The 14,406-nt window shown below is 71.5% G+C and carries 10 protein-coding genes; 3 read left to right on the top strand and 7 right to left on the bottom strand.

What is annotated here, in order from left to right; all coding sequences use genetic code 11:
* The first annotated feature begins 383 nt into the window (after positions 1–383).
* Both AB0G16_RS01455 and AB0G16_RS01450 read left to right on the top strand, forming a co-directional pair.
* The gene (locus AB0G16_RS01455; protein ID WP_362797131.1) at positions 384–1,550 is read left to right on the top strand and encodes an AI-2E family transporter; all 1,167 of its coding nucleotides are present in this window, start codon (positions 384–386) and stop codon (positions 1,548–1,550) included.
* Between the two features lie 4 nt (positions 1,551–1,554).
* The gene (locus AB0G16_RS01450; protein WP_362797129.1) at positions 1,555–2,286 is read left to right on the top strand and encodes an AraC family transcriptional regulator; all 732 of its coding nucleotides are present in this window, start codon (positions 1,555–1,557) and stop codon (positions 2,284–2,286) included.
* 55 nt (positions 2,287–2,341) lie between these two features.
* On the opposite strand, the gene AB0G16_RS01445 is transcribed toward AB0G16_RS01450, so the two are convergent.
* From AB0G16_RS01445 to AB0G16_RS01420, 6 genes are all read right to left on the bottom strand, one after another.
* Entirely contained in the window at positions 2,342–3,994 is a 1,653-nt protein-coding gene (locus tag AB0G16_RS01445; protein WP_362797127.1) for an AMP-binding protein, read from the bottom strand.
* A gap of 165 nt (positions 3,995–4,159) precedes the next feature.
* On the bottom strand, positions 4,160–4,999 hold the full coding sequence (locus tag AB0G16_RS01440) for a PhzF family phenazine biosynthesis isomerase (RefSeq protein ID WP_362797125.1): 840 nt from the start codon (positions 4,997–4,999) through the stop codon (positions 4,160–4,162).
* A gap of 181 nt (positions 5,000–5,180) precedes the next feature.
* Entirely contained in the window at positions 5,181–6,566 is a 1,386-nt protein-coding gene (locus tag AB0G16_RS01435) for a hypothetical protein (protein WP_362797123.1), read from the bottom strand.
* Between the two features lie 254 nt (positions 6,567–6,820).
* Positions 6,821–8,854, bottom strand: coding sequence for a glycosyl hydrolase family 18 protein (locus AB0G16_RS01430; protein ID WP_362797121.1), 2,034 nt, complete (start codon positions 8,852–8,854; stop codon positions 6,821–6,823).
* A gap of 181 nt (positions 8,855–9,035) precedes the next feature.
* Entirely contained in the window at positions 9,036–10,595 is a 1,560-nt protein-coding gene (locus AB0G16_RS01425) for a cellulose binding domain-containing protein (protein ID WP_362797119.1), read from the bottom strand.
* 169 nt (positions 10,596–10,764) lie between these two features.
* Positions 10,765–12,339, bottom strand: coding sequence for a cellulose binding domain-containing protein (locus AB0G16_RS01420; RefSeq protein WP_362797117.1), 1,575 nt, complete (start codon positions 12,337–12,339; stop codon positions 10,765–10,767).
* Positions 12,340–13,139: 800 nt separating this feature from the next.
* On the opposite strand from AB0G16_RS01420, the gene leuE reads away from it, so the two are divergent.
* Positions 13,140–13,907, top strand: coding sequence for a leucine efflux protein LeuE (gene leuE / locus AB0G16_RS01415; protein ID WP_362797115.1), 768 nt, complete (start codon positions 13,140–13,142; stop codon positions 13,905–13,907).
* Here the strand turns inward: leuE and AB0G16_RS01410 are convergent.
* Complete coding sequence (locus AB0G16_RS01410) at positions 13,864–14,271, bottom strand: luciferase family protein (RefSeq protein ID WP_362797114.1); 408 nt, start codon at positions 14,269–14,271, stop codon at positions 13,864–13,866. The genes leuE and AB0G16_RS01410 overlap by 44 nt on opposite strands.
* Positions 14,272–14,406 lie beyond the last annotated feature (135 nt).

Below are 14,406 nucleotides of genomic sequence, written 5' to 3'. Positions count from 1 at the left end.
CACCCGACCACCGACCGGATCAACCAGCCGACCACCAGGGGCGTTCCATTTCGTACTACCATTCTAGTAAATCCCGGTGATTCGTGTCAAACTGTCGGTTTTCCCGACCTCGACCCGCACTCACCAGAACCACTAGCATGTTGTCTGCCCTGCTTCCAGGGCAACCCCTCTAACTTACTCCAACATCCCGTTGATGTCCAACCGGATCTTGTCGTGACGCACGCGTCCCGGCAAGGGAGATGATCAGAGGAAGGTCCCGGGGGTTTGGTGATCTTCACCGGCTCCCTCGGGCCTGTGAACTCTATGTAGGTCGTCGGACATCGTCAAATCAAAGCGTCCGCTCCAGGCAGACGTGTTTCTCGCCTGCTGGGTAGAGATCGACCATGACGGACCAGAGAGTGTTGCCCAGGGCACTCGTCGTGCTTCTCTGCACCGCCGGCGCGGTGGTCACCCTGGCGGGAATTCGGGAGGTCGCGTCGATCGTCGGACCGGTGCTGCTGGCACTCGTCCTGGTCCTGGCGGTCTCCCCGGTCAGAACCTGGCTCCGCAGGCGCGGGGCTCCCGGATGGACGCTGGTCGCGGCCCCGTTGGTGCTGGTCCTGCTGATCCTCCTCGGCATGATGGCGATCCTCACCGTGGCGGTCGCGCAGCTCGCGGGGCTCGCCCCCACGTACCAGAAGCAGTTCGGCGAGCTCGTCGTACAGGCACAGGAGTTCGCGGCCGGACTCGGCATCGGCACCGAGCAGATGAACCAGGCGATCAAGTCGTTCGACCCCGGCAAGATCTTCGCGCTCGCCCAGGGATTCATCAGCGGTCTGCTGGGTGCCTTCTCCGGCCTGATCCTCGTCGTCGTCCTGGTCCTGGCCATGTGCCTGGACGCGCGCTCCTTCTCGCGGGTCCTCAAGGCCGGAGCGGCGCGCAGACCCCTCCTGATCCAGGCGTTCCGCAACTTCGCCCGCAAGACCCGCCGCTATCTCCTGGTCTCGACCGTGTTCGGGTTGATCTGCGCGGCGCTGGACGTGGGCGCCCTGTGGTTCCTCGGCGTGCCGCTCCCCCTGCTCTGGGGAGTCCTGGCGCTGATCACGAACTACATCCCCAACGTCGGTTTCGTCCTGGGCCTCGTCCCTCCTGCCCTGCTCGCCCTCCTGGAGGGAGGGATCCAGACCATGATCTTCGTGATCGTGGCCTACATGGTGATCAATTTCGTGGTGCAGTCCCTGATCCAGCCCAAGTTCCTCGGGGATGCCGTCGGCCTGTCCACCACCGTGACCCTGCTGTCCCTCATCCTGTGGGCGACCCTCCTCGGCCCTCTGGGCGCGCTGCTGGCCATCCCGCTCAGCCTGCTGGTCCGTGCCCTGCTGATCGACAGCGATCCCGACGGCGACTGGGCCGCCGCCCTGGTCTCGGGCGAGGTGCCCGGCGACGGGCGATCGGCCTCCGACGAGGACGAGGGCGGGGACGACGACGAGGACGGGGGGAAGGCCCCCGGCGGGGACGGCGGCACGGACGACGGTCCCGGACGGGAAGGGAAGCCGGCGCCCGTACTCTGAGGGCATGTACCGCGAGTGGGCGCCCGACCAGCGGGTCAGCGGGTGGGTGACCTGCGCGTGGGTCAGCGAGGCGAGCTCCGTCACCACGAAGCTGGTCGTGCCCGACGGCTGCGTGGATCTCATCCTGGGTCCCCGGGGGGTGCAGGTGGCAGGGCCCGACACCGGCCCCAAGCCCGTCTCGATGTCGTCGGACGAGCGTTACGTCGGGCTCCGCTTCCGGCCCGGCTCGGCGGGTGACGTCTTCGGCGTGCCGCTCGCCGACCTGCGTGACCTTCGGCTGCCCCTGCCGGAGCTGGGCCCGCTCACCGGCCTGTCCCCCCTGGAGACGCTCGTCGCCGGGGCCGGGGACCGGTCGCCGACGGCGGTCGCGACGACCATGCAGCGAGCCCTGGCCGTACGGCTGCGTTCGGTGCCCGCGCCCGACCCGGCCGCGCCGGTGATCGCCCGGGCGCTGCTGGCGGGGCGGAGCGTCGCGGAGGTGGCCTGGGACCTGGGACTCGGCGAACGGCAGTTCCTGCGCCGGACGCTGCGGATCTTCGGGTACGGTCCCAAGGTGCTGCAGCGGGTGGTGCGGTTCCAGCGGGCGCTACGGCTCGCCAGGAACGGCATGCCCGCGTCCGAGGTCGCCGCCGTGAGCGGTTACGCCGACCAGTCACACATGGCCAACGAGGTACGGAGGCTGGCGGGGGTGCCGCTGGGCCGGTTGGTCGGCCCCTCCGGCGACGGGGCCGGCTGACGCGACGTCCGGGGACGTGCCGGGAGCGCGGACGAGGCCGGGTCGAGGGCCGGGTTCAGAGAAGCAGCCGGGTGCGACCGAACTCGGCGAACCGGGCGCGCAGCTCCGAGCGCGCCTCCTCGGTCAGCGGTACGAAGGACAGGTCGCGGGCCGGACGCCACCACACCGGGTCGGCGCACTCCCAGCGTTCCCGGCGCAGGCCGTTCCTGTCCACCTTGTTGGTGGCGGTGAGCGGCATCCGCCGTGTCACCCGCACGAAGCGGGGCGCCCACTTGGTGCCGAGGTCGGGCTGGGCGCTCAGGAAGGCGGCGAACCCGTCCGGGTCGAGGCCGCCGCCGAGTTCCAGGGTGGCCATGACCTGGTCGCCGGTACGGGGGTCGGGCACCGCGTAGACGGCGCACATGACCGTGCCGGGGTAGCGGGCCAGGATGCGCTCGACGGGGGCGGCGGCGAAGTTCTCGCTGTCCACCCGGAGCCGGTCGGCGTCCCTGCCCGCGAAGTAGAAGTAGCCGGCCTGGTCGCGGTAGCCGAGGTCGCCGCTCCAGTACAGGCCGTCGCGCAACCGCCGGGCGTCGGCCTCCGGGTCGGCGTAGTAACCCTCGAAGGAGGCGTCACGCCGGACGATCTCACCGATCGCCCGGTCGGCGTTGACCAGTCCTCCGGCCGCGTCGAACAGCGCCCGGGGGCACTCGCGGCCGGTCCCGGGATCGTGGACGGCCACGTCCGCCCCTTCCGGGGGCAGGCCGAGCGCGTCGGGCGGGGTCCCCGGCACCTTGTTGATCGTGATGGCGCCCTCGGACGAGCCGTACCCCTCGATGATCTCGGCGTCGAACCTGCGGGCGAACTCGGCCAGGTCGCGGGCGGAGGCCTCGGTCCCGAACGCGGCCCGCAGCGGGTTGCGGGCGTCGTCCTCACGCTCGGGGGTGGCGAGGATGTACGCGAGGGCGCGGCCGACGTAGTTGAAGTAGGTGACGCCGTGGCGGCGGACGTCTGCGAGGAACTCCGAGGCGCTGAAGCGGCGGCGCATGGCGACCGTGGCTCCGGCGGCGGTGGCCATCGCCAGGTTCGCCATGACGGCGTTGCCGTGGAAGAGCGGCATGGCCAGGTAGGTGACCGCGTCCCGGCCGATCCCGAACGCGCTCCCCCGCGCGGCGATGGCGGCCAGCCGCCCCTGGCCGCAGATCACCGCCTTCGGCCTGCCGGTGGACCCCGAGGTGAAGAGCAGCAGCAGCACGTCCTGCGGGCGGGGGGCCGGCCGGGCGGCGACGATCGCCCCGGCCTCGGCCGCGCAGAGGCGGGCCCGCGCGTCACGGTGGGCGGCGGTGTCGGTGAGCAGGACGCGACCGGCCGGCAGGCCGAGGTCGAGACCGTCGAGCAGCGCGGAGTGCGCGGTGTCGGTGACGATCGACCGGCAGTCGGTGTGCCGGATGTCCGCGGCGAGTTCCCCGCCCCGGCGGGTGGGGTTGATGCCGACCACGGCAGCGCCGGACAGCGCCGCGGCGAAGATCCAGAAGATGTACTCGGGGACGTTCTCCAGCAGGACGCCGAGGTGGAACGGCCGGTCGGGCTCCCGCGTCTCCAGGGCCAGGGCGGCGCGCAGCTCGGCCTCGCGGACGATCCGCGCCCAGCTGTACTCCTGGTCCTCGAAGCGCAGGCCGGGGTGCTCGTCGCCGGCTCGCGCCCGGATCAGGTCCGCGAATGTCGCCACACCCGGATCTTGAGCAAGTGCTTGGTCAAAGTCAAGGGCCCGGTCCCGGCCCTCGGCGGCCCCCGGCTCCGGGAGCGGGAACCGGAGATCGGGGCCGAGAGCCGCTGCCGGACGCCGGAGCCGGGATCAGGACCGGGACCCGGACGCCGGGGCCGGGCGCCTTGGTCAGGCGGTCTCCAGGGCCACCGCTCCGCCGCTCACCCGGCTCCGGCCGTCGGGGTCGGCGATCGAGACCTTCAACGTGCTGGGCCGTCCCATGTCCACCCCCTGCAGGACCGTGAACTCCGCGGAGCCCGTGCCCAGGACCCTCAGGTAGCCGCCGAAGGCCGCGGCCGCGGCTCCGGTGGCCGGGTCCTCCACCACGCCGCCGATCGGGAAGGGGTTGCGGGCGTGGAAGCGCTCGTCGCTCTCCCGCCAGAACAGGTTGACCGTGGTCCAGCCCTCGCGGGTCATCACCGCCTTGAGCCGCTCGAAGTCGTAGTCGAGGCCGGCCAGCCGTTCGCGCGAGGCCGCGGCGAGCACGAGGTGCTGGACGCCGCCGAACGCGACGTGCGGCGGGAAGGCCGGGTCGAGCTCGTCCCGGGACCAGCCCAGGGCGGCGAGGGTCTCCTCCAGCGCCTCCTCCGCGGCGGGAGCAGAGCGCGTGGGAACGCTGGTGAGCGTGGCCCGCAGCGCGTCGTCGACGACCTCGGTGTCCACGGCGATCTCACCGGCACCGGTGTCGAAGAGCAGCCGCCCGGTCCCCAGCCGTTCGGCCAGGGCCACCGCGGTGGCGATGGTGGCGTGCCCGCAGAACGCCACCTCCGCAGTGGGGGCGAAGTACCGGACCTCGAAGGCGCGCCGCTCGTCGTCCCGGGCGGTCACGAACGCCGTCTCGGAGTAGCCGACCTCGGCCGCGACGGCGAGCATCTCGGCGTCGGAGAGGGAAGCCGCCTCCAGGACGATCCCGGCCGGGTTCCCGCCCCCGGGATCATGGGTGAAAGCGGTGTAACGCAGGATTTCCACGGTGTTCTTCACAGACATCGGAACCTACCAGCCCGTCCCGATCGGCCCGGACGGCCCGTCATCCGTGGATGAGGGCCGTCCGGGGCGGAAGGAGCGTCCGAACCCGACGGGGCCGTCCTGACCCACGAGGCCGCGTCCGGGCCGTTCCGGGAGAGGACGCGGGCCGCGTGGCCGGGCGGGATCAGGCGGGGGCGGTGACGGGCTCGCGCGGCGGTGCCCCTCCGGGGGTCCCGGCGGGCCGGGAGACGATGCGCTCCCACGGCATGGCGAGCGCGAGGATCGGCAGGAGCACCACGGAGCACTGCGCCCAGACGGAGTGCAGGTTCCACCAGGTGGTGGTGTCGAACTGGGTCATGTAGAGGTAGCCGTACCCGGCCCACAGCGAGACGCCGATGATGGCGGGCCAGGCGAAGCGGGTGGGCCGGGCGACCAGGAACGGCATGAACCACAGCAGGTACTGCGCGCCGAGCCTGGGGGTGACGACCATGAAGGCCAGCAGCAGCGCGGTGGTGAGGTCGACCGGGTCGGCGCGGCGCCACAGCAGGGCCGTGAGCAGCAGGGTGACGTAGATCAGGCGGGTGCCGAAGGTGGCGATCTCTGGGGACAGGGTCCAGTCCCCGCCGACCAGGATGGCGCTGTAGCCCCACTCCCCGACGATCGGGCGGATGTCCTGGATCACCCTGATGACCTCGGGGATCTGGTTCAGCGAGGTACCGGCGAAGATCGGCAGGGTGACCAGGAAGAAGATCGGCGCGACGGCCGTCGCCACGAGCGCCACCACGCGTGCCCGGACGGTGGGCAGCAGCAGGAGCATGCCGGGGATGAGCCAGATCGGCCAGCTCTTGGCGCAGAGCGCCAGTCCCATCAGCAGCCCGCCGAGCACGGCGCGGCGCAGCACCTGCCGGTCGTCGGGACGCGGCGCGAGCGCCCGCCTGAGCGCGCCCGCGGGGCCGGCGGCGTGCCGTACGGCGCCGCCGAGGCCGCGGAACGCGACGCTTCGGCGGACCAGCCCGACCACGTCCGTCGTCATGCCCGGCCGGTTCGGGTCTCCGGGGCCGCGGGCGACCACGAAGGCGGCGACCCCGAAGACCAGGGCGACCGGCTCGACCTGCCCGTGGACGGAGGCGACGAGGATGGCCAGCGGGTTGCAGGCGTACTGGAAGGCCCGCAGCGAGGCGGCAGGGCCACCGGCGAGCCTGCCGACCAGCGGGATCAGCACGATGTCGGCGACCACGGTGACCAGTCGCCCGCCCACCTCCCACGGGATGCCCAGCCAGAGCAGCAGGCCGTACACGTAGGGGATGGTCGGCAGGAAGTGCCAGCCGCCCTCGCTGCCCAGGACGGGATCCTGCCGGTTCAGGATCGCCTCTCCGGCCGGTTTGAAGCTCTCCATGAAGTCGACCGGTTGCCAGCTGTCCATCGCCGAGGTGCTCATGATGAGCACCCTGAAGACGACTCCGACCGCCAGCACGACGAGGAGGGAGGGCCGCCAGCCCTTCCACTGCGCCACCAGGGCGAGCACGACACCTGAGACGAGGACGAGCCCCGTGAGAATTGCGTAGTCCATGACGGCCCCTAGCCTGCCGGACACCGGAACCTTCCAGCGACCCGGTCCCGGAAACGAGACCACTCTGCCAGCTTTCGCGACCTTCGGAACCGGGACCGTCACGCCGAGCGACCGCGCCGGGACGCGGAGCGGCGGCGTCCGGGTCCACGAGGAACGGACGGCGGAACGCGGGCGGGGGGACGCGGGCGGCGGGACGCGGGCGGGGGTGGGGCCTCGCCGCCGGAAGTCCGTCTCTTCCGGCGGCGAGGGGTTCGTCAGCCCAGGGCGTCGAGGTAGGCCCGGTGGCTGCGGGAGAACTCGAGGGCGTTGTACCTGTCCCAGTTGATCGACCAGGACATCAGGCCGCGGAGGTTCGGATAGACCCCCCTGGGCCGGTACGGGCCGCAGTTCGTCCCCTTCGCCAGGCAGTCGAAGGCCTTCTGGACCTCGGCAGGCGTGGTGAAGCCGTTGCCCGCGAACGCGGCGGCGGGCAGGCCGATGGCGACCTGCTCCTGGCGCAGCGCGGGGAAGACGTTGTTCGGGTTGCCCGCGATCGGGAAGCCCGCCAGCAGCATGTCGGTCATGGCCACGTGGAAGTCGTGCGTGCCCATGGTGTGGTACTGGCCGTCCAGCCCGACGATCGGGCCGGAGTTGTAGTCCTGCACGTGCAGCAGGGTCAGGTCGCCGCGCAGGGCGTGGATGACGGGGAGGTAGGAGGCGGCCCGCCGGTCGGCCGAGCCGTTCGGGCCGGGGCCGTAGAACTGGTGGCCGAGTTGGACGAAGAACGTCTCGGGCGCCATGGTCAGGACGAACCGGGCGCCGTACCTGGCCTTGAGGGTCCGCAGGGCGGAGATCAGGTTGACGATGACCGGGGTGGTGGGGGCGGACAGGTTGGTGTCGCCGGCGTCGAGGTAGAGGGAGTGGCCCTCGAAGTCGATGTCCAGCCCGTCGAGGCCGTACTTGTCGATGACGGCGCCCACCGAGCGGACGAACGCGTCGCGCGCGGCCGTGGTGGCGAGCTGGACCTGGCCGTTCTGGCCGCCGATCGAGATCAGCACCTTCTTGCCCAGGGCCTGCTTGGCGCGGATCCCGGCGATGAACTCGGCCTCGGACTCGACGTTGGGGCACTCGGCGACCGGGCACTGCGTGAAGCGGATGTCCCCGGAGGTGACCGAGGTGGGCTCGCCGAAGGACAGGTTGATGACGTCCCACTCGTTGGGTACGTCGGCCATGCGGATGTAGCCGGAGCCGTTGGCGAAGGAGGCGTGCAGGTAGCCGACCATCACCCGCTTGGGCAGGCCGCCCGCCGGCGGGGTGCCGGTGACCGTGGCGGAGACCTCGCCGGAGCGGGCGGACTCCCCGGCGGCGTTGACGGCGGCGACCCGGTAGACGTGGGTGCCCGCGCCCGGGGTGTCGGTGTGGGAGGTGCCGGTCGGCGTGGCGACCCTGGTTCCGCCGCGGTAGACGGCGTAGCCGGTCGCCCCCGCCGAGGCGGTCCAGCGCAGCGAGACCGTGGCGCCGCTCACCGTGGCGGCCAGGCCCGACGGTACGGGGGGCAGCGGCGGCTGGCCGGTGCCGACCGTCACGGAGACCGTGGCGGACCTGGCCGACTCGCCCGCCGCGTTGGTCGCGCTCACCTGGTAGGCGTGGGTGCCCGTGCCGGGGGTCTCGGAGAAGGTGGTCCCGGTCGCGGTGCCGACCCTGGTGCCGTTGCGGTAGACGTTATAACCGGTCGCCCCCGGGGAGGCGGTCCAGCTCAGCGAGGCGGCGGTGGCGTTGCCGGTGCCGGTGAGCCCGGTGGGCGCGGCGGGGGGCTGTCCCTGGCCGGGGGCGCCGTCCAGCACGACGTCGTCCGCCTGGTAGGCGCCCTGGCCGTACCAGCCGTTGACGTGGATCGTCACCGAGGTCGTGGAGGGGCCGGTGGTGAACGAGGTGGACAGCCGGGTGTAGGCGTTCGGGGAGGAGGCCCACGTGCTGGGGTCGGTCCCGCCGGTGCCGGTCGCGCCGAGGAAGACGTACCCTCCCCTGACCCAGGCCGACAGCGTGTACGCCGAGGACGGCCTGACGGCGACCGTCTGGCCGCAGCGGGCGGTGTCGCTCCCGGCGGGCGTGGCCCGCAGGGCCCGGGTTCCGGCGTGCACCGGCGAGGTGACCGCCTCGGCTCCCGAGGACTGCGTGCAGCTCCAGCCGATCAGTCCGCTCTCGAATCCGGGGTTGACCGCGATGTTGGCGGCGTGGGCGGGCGTCGCGGCGAGCGTCGCGCCGCCGAGCGCCAGCACGACGGCCGCCGCGAGTTTCCTGAGGTTCATCCGATGTACCCCGCAGAGATCATTGGAAGGTGGGGGACGGTCCGCGCCCCGAGGAGGACGCGGACCGTGGGTGGTGCGAGCCGGCCGGTGATCGCCCCGGACCGAGCGGGGACCGGGCGGTCCCGGCCGGGGACCGACCGGGGCCGGACGGGGACCGCCGGGCAGGGCCGGCCGGGATCGGTCAGAAACCGGCGGTGACGCGGGTGAAGTCCCAGTCCGCCTGGGCGATGCCGCTGCAGTTGGAGGTCACACCGCCGCCGGGGCAGGGACGGTCGCGGTTGACCGACCAGTAGGCGAAGCGGGTCAGGCCCTTGGACCTGGCCCAGTCGCGGATCTGGGTCCAGGCCGCCACCGTGGTCAGTTCCTGCTGGTCGGACAGGCCGTTCATGCCCGAGATGCCCATCCGCGCGTACGCCTGCGCGTCGGTCCAGCCGTTGGCGGCCTTGAGCGCGTTCTTCAGGCCCTCGGAGGCGTTGACGGTGTCGGTGTAGATGTTGGAGCTGCCGAAGTCGAACGGCATGATCGTGTAGTTGTCGATCGGCACGGCCAGCGCCTTGGCCTGGTTGATCAGGCGGATGCCGTGGGTGTTCGGGCCGGTGGTCGTGGTGCCGAAGGTGACGGCGATCTTGACGCTCGGGTTGTTCTGCTTGACGATCTTCAGGCCGTTGAGGATGCGGTCCTGGACCGTGTAGTTCTCGAACTCGTCGGAGTTCTCGATGTCGAAGTCCACGACCGCCGGGCCGACGGCGTTGATGACCTGCTGCACGGCTCCGGCGAAGGCGGCCGGGGTGGAGCAGTTCGGGCCGAGCTTGTTGCCCGACCAGCCGCCGAAGGAGATCTGCACGCTGCCGCCCGCGGCCTTGATCTGGTTGATCGCGGTCTGGTCGACGCCTCCGGTCAGCGGACGGTTGCCGTCCCAGGCCGGGGTGCAGCCGCCGCTGGAGAGGATGAACGCCATGGTGAAGGACTTCACGCCGGTCGCGCTCATGACCGCGGCGGGGTTGGGCGGGTTGCCCCAGCCCATGTAGAGGTACGGCGCTCCGGGCATCTTGCCGACCGGGTCGGGGTTGGTGCAGCCGGTGGTGGTGGCGCTCACCGGGCCGCTGGCGGCCGACTCGCCCTGGGCGTTGTAGGCCTTGACGGTGTAGGTGTGCGAGGTGCAGGTGCCCAGAGAGCCGATGGTGGCGCTCGTCCCGGTGACCTGGGCGCGCTGCGTGCCGCCCTCGTAGACGCGGTAGCCCGTGACGGTGCCGCCGGAGGCGCCCCAGGACAGGGAGATCGAGGAGTTGGTGGTGCCGGTCACCGACGGGGTGCCGGGCGTCCCCGGGGTGCCGGGGCCGCTGCCCCCGCCGCAGGGTGTGCCGTTGAGGGTGCAGTTGGACGGGGTGGCGCCGCCGGGGGTGCCGTTGAAGCCGAAGCTGGCGGTGGCGCCGGGGGCGAGGGTGCCGTTCCAGCCGACGTTGGTGAAGGTGAAGCGCTGCCCGCTGCGGCTCAGGGCCGCGTCCCAGGAGGAGCCGATGTTGGCGCCCGCGGGCAGGTCGAAGGCGACCGACCAGCCGTTGACGGTGGTGGTGCCGGCGTTGGTGATCGTGTACTTGCCCTCGAAGCCGCTGCCCCAGTTGGAGACCTTGGTGAAGACGGCGGTGGGGGACGCGGCGAGGGCCGGGGGCGCGACCGTCGACAGGCCGGCGGACATGCCGAGCGCGGCGATGACCGCGATCAGCGTTCGACGAAATCTCATGGCTCTTCCTCGGGTGGGGAGGTGCGGGGGGTGCGAGGTGGGGGCGTCGGGTGAGCGGTACCGGGGTGGGCCCGGGGTGGACCGGGGGTGGGCCCGGGCCGGGATCAGGGCCGGCCCGGGTCGGGAGGTCGAGGGATCAGAAGGGCAAGGAGGTCAGGGGGTCAGGGGGTCAGGGCAGGGTCGCGAGGTGGGGCTTGACGGTCCGCGAGAAGTTCCAGCCGTTGCTGGCGTCCCAGTTGATGGACCAGGTCATGGCGCCGCGGATCCCGGGGTACGCGCGCGGCGGCACGAAGCTGCCGCAGCCGGTCCGGGTGGCCAGGCAGGTGAGGGCCTGGTTCACCAGCGCCGGGGAGACGATCCCGCCGCCCGCCGCGCCGGGTCCGGCCGGCAGGCCGAGCGCCACCTGGTCGGGGCGCAGGCCGTTCTCCAGCTGGATGCAGGCCAGCGCGGTCATGAAGTTGACCGTGCCTTGCGAGTAGGCGGCCATCTGGTCGCAGCCGAGCATGGAACCGGAGTTGTAGAACTGGGTGTGGACGACGGTGAGGATGTCCTTGATGGCCAGCGCCAGCTTGAAGTACTCGGCGCCGGTGGACTGCATGTCGATGGTCTGCGGCGCCATCGTGATGATCAGGTCGGCGCCGGCCTTGGCGCGCAGCTGCCGCAGGGCCTGGCCCATGTAGGTGGCGTTGAGCCCGTTCTCCAGGTCGATGTCGACGCCGTCGAAGCCGTACCTCTGCATCAGGGCGTACACGGTGTCGGCGAAGAGGGTCGCGGCGGCGGCGCTCGCCACCTGGACGCGGCCGGCCTCGCCGCCGACCGAGAGGATGACCTTCTTGCCGCGCGCGTGCAGGGTCTGCACGTCGGCCCTGAACTGGGCGTCGGTGTAGCCGCCCAGGGAGGCGGACAGGCCCGGGTCCACGCCGAAGACGACCTCGCCCGGCGTGGCGGTGGCCTCGCCGAAGGAGACCGCGATCAGGTCGTACTCGTCGGGCACGGCCGAGAGGCGGAGCTCGACGGCCGGGTTGTCGAAGTTGTGCCAGTAGCCGGTCAGGAAGTGCTTGGGCAGCGGGCCGCCGCCGGTGCAGCCGGTCGTGGTGGCGGTCACCGGGTCGCTCTTGGGACCCTCACCGGCGGAGTTGTAGGCCGCGACCGTGTACGTGTGCGCCTCACACGCCCCCAGCCCCGACACCGTCGCGCTCCTGCCCGTCACGGTCGCCCGGACCGACGAGCCCTCGTACACCCGGTACCCCGTCACCGAACCCGACGACGCACCCCACGACAGGGACACACTGCTCGCCGCCGCCGTCGCCGACACCGCACCCGGCTTGCCGGGAACGGTGGGACCGCTGCCGCCGCCGCAGGGCGCGCCGTTGAGGGTGCAGCCGGCCGGGGTGGCGCCGCCGGGGCTCGCGATGAAGCCGAAGCTCACGCTCGCGCCGGGGGCCAGGGTGCCGTTCCAGCCGAGGTTGGTGAAGGTGAAGCGCTGCCCGCTGCGGCTCGACGTCGCGTCCCAGGAGGAGCTGACACTTCCCCCGGCCGGGAGGTCGAAGGCGACCGACCAGCCGTTGACGGTGGTGGTGCCGCCGTTGGTGATCGTGTACTTGCCCTCGAACGCCGAGCCCCATTCCGAGGTCTTGACGAAGACGGCGGTGGCCGAGGCGGCCTGGGCGGGTGGCGCGACCACCATCGCCAGGACGAGGGCCGCCAGGGCGACGAGGGAACGAGCGATGACGCGTGGTTTCACGATGGACCTCATGTGTTCGGTGGGGGGTGACCGTACGGCCGCGCCACGCGGGGGGTGCGCGGGCGCGGACGTGGGCGCGGGCCGTACGGCGAGGTGGGCGCCGGTCCCCCGGCAGGGACCGTGCCGTGGATCAGCGGGGAGCGGCGGACGTCACGGTGGAAACCCTGCCGGGCAGGACGGGCGCGACGGGCGCGGCCGGCACGTCGGGTAGGGCGGCCGGAGCGGGCACGGCCGGAGCGGGCACGGCGAGCACGGGGGCTGGAGCGGTGACCCGGAGAACGGGCGGGGCGGCGACGGCCCGCCGGGCGGTCGTCACGGGGCCCGCCACGGGGCCCGTCACGGGTTTCGTCACCGGGTTCTTCGCGGGACCTGTCGTGGAGCCTGTCACGGGGTCCGTCGCGGGACGTGCCGTGGGACGTGTCGCGTGGCCCGTCGCGTACGGAGCGCGGTGAGGGCTTGCAGCCGATGTCAGGACGAGTAAGGGAAAGGTGCGCCGCATGATCGCTCCCATGGACAGGGGAACCTGGGGGGTGAGGCGTCCGGACGGTCGGACCTTCTGTGGGCGACGGTTGCCGTCACCGGGTTTTCGCAGCTCGCGGTAGGGCCTGAGGAGGCGGTCGGGCCATCTCCCCTCCCATCCGTCACTTCTTTTAGGAAAGTTTCCTAAGAGTTGTCGTGATCGTAGCCTTGACAGGGACCGGCCACAAGGCCCAAAAGCCGCATGACGGATTAATACCAGCAGTAAGGACTCTCGGGCGATACGGTGGTGTCCCCTTTAACAACGCCCCTGGAGCGGCACCATGTTCTTCGGCATCGTCGACATCTGGACCTTTGTGGCCGGCGCCTTCTTCATCGTCCTGTTACCGGGCCCGAATTCGCTGTACATCCTGAGCCTCGCCGCGCAGCACGGGGTGCGGCAGGGGTACCGGGGAGCCATGGGGGTCCTCCTCGGCGACACCGTCCTGATGGTGCTCGTGGCGGCGGGAGCGGCCTCACTACTGAACTCGACGCCACTCCTGTTCAACATCGTCAAGTACGCCGGAGCGGCCTATCTGGTCTGGATCGGGCTCCAGATGCTCCGGTCGGCCTGGCACGCGTGGCGCTCCCCGGCGTCCCCGGCGTCCCCGGCTCCCTCGACCCCTGCGGCCCCGTCCGGGACCGCGGAGGCCGTGGAAGCCGAGGAGACCGTGGAGACCGTGGAGACCGTGGAGACCGTGGAGGCTGGGAAGGCGGCGAGGGCCGTACCGGGTCAGGGGAGCCCCCCGCAGAACCCCTTCTTCAGGGCCCTGCTGATCAGCCTGATGAATCCCAAGGCGATCCTGTTCTTCGTCTCGTTCTTCATCCAGTTCGTGGACCCGGGCTACTCCGCCCCGGCGCTGTCCTTCCTGATCCTGGGCGTGATCTGCCAGGTGTTCAGCGTCCTCTACCTCTCGACCCTCATCTACGGTGGAACGTTCCTGGCGATGCGCCTCCGGGCCCGCCACAGGCTGTCGGCCGGGATGAGGGCGGGCGTGGGCGCGCTGTTCATCGGCTTCGGAGCGAGGCTGGCCAGCGGACCCCTCGGCTGAGAGGCCGGCCGTCGCGGCCACCGTGGCCCTCACTGAACTTGATCGCGACGCTGACCAGCGAGAGGAACAGCTCGGCGTCGGCCCGGCCCTCGATCGTCATCGACACCCACCCGGCGTCGGCGCCGGGGGTGATCCGATGGCAGTCGGTGAGCACCCGGGCCCACCGGTCGATCACCGGGGTGGTCAGGAGCAGCTCGGCGGTGTGGTCACCCCGCATCCTGACGATCTCCCGCCCGTGGGTCCGGAACCCCAGCCCTTTGCGGGTGCGTTTCAGTGCGAGGTCGGGCCAGCCCATGAGCTGGGCCGCCACATTCGCGACGCCCTCGGTGGAACGGCCGGACGCGCGCGTGCGCAGCACTGGCATGCCCCAATCGTCGCGGACCGGCTCGGAGGAGGAAAGCTTCCGTTTCCCAACCGTTATCGACAAAACAATGCTCTTCCTGAATCGTAATGATCTGTACACCTCCCAGATTGCTTGGGGTGATATCAGAGGATTTTC

Origin of the sequence: Streptosporangium sp. NPDC023615 (assembly GCF_040640155.1) — a bacterium.
Taxonomy (GTDB): Bacteria; Actinomycetota; Actinomycetes; order Streptosporangiales; family Streptosporangiaceae; genus Streptosporangium.
Note: the sequence above shows the minus strand (reverse complement) of the source record. Positions and strands in the feature narration are given on the sequence as shown.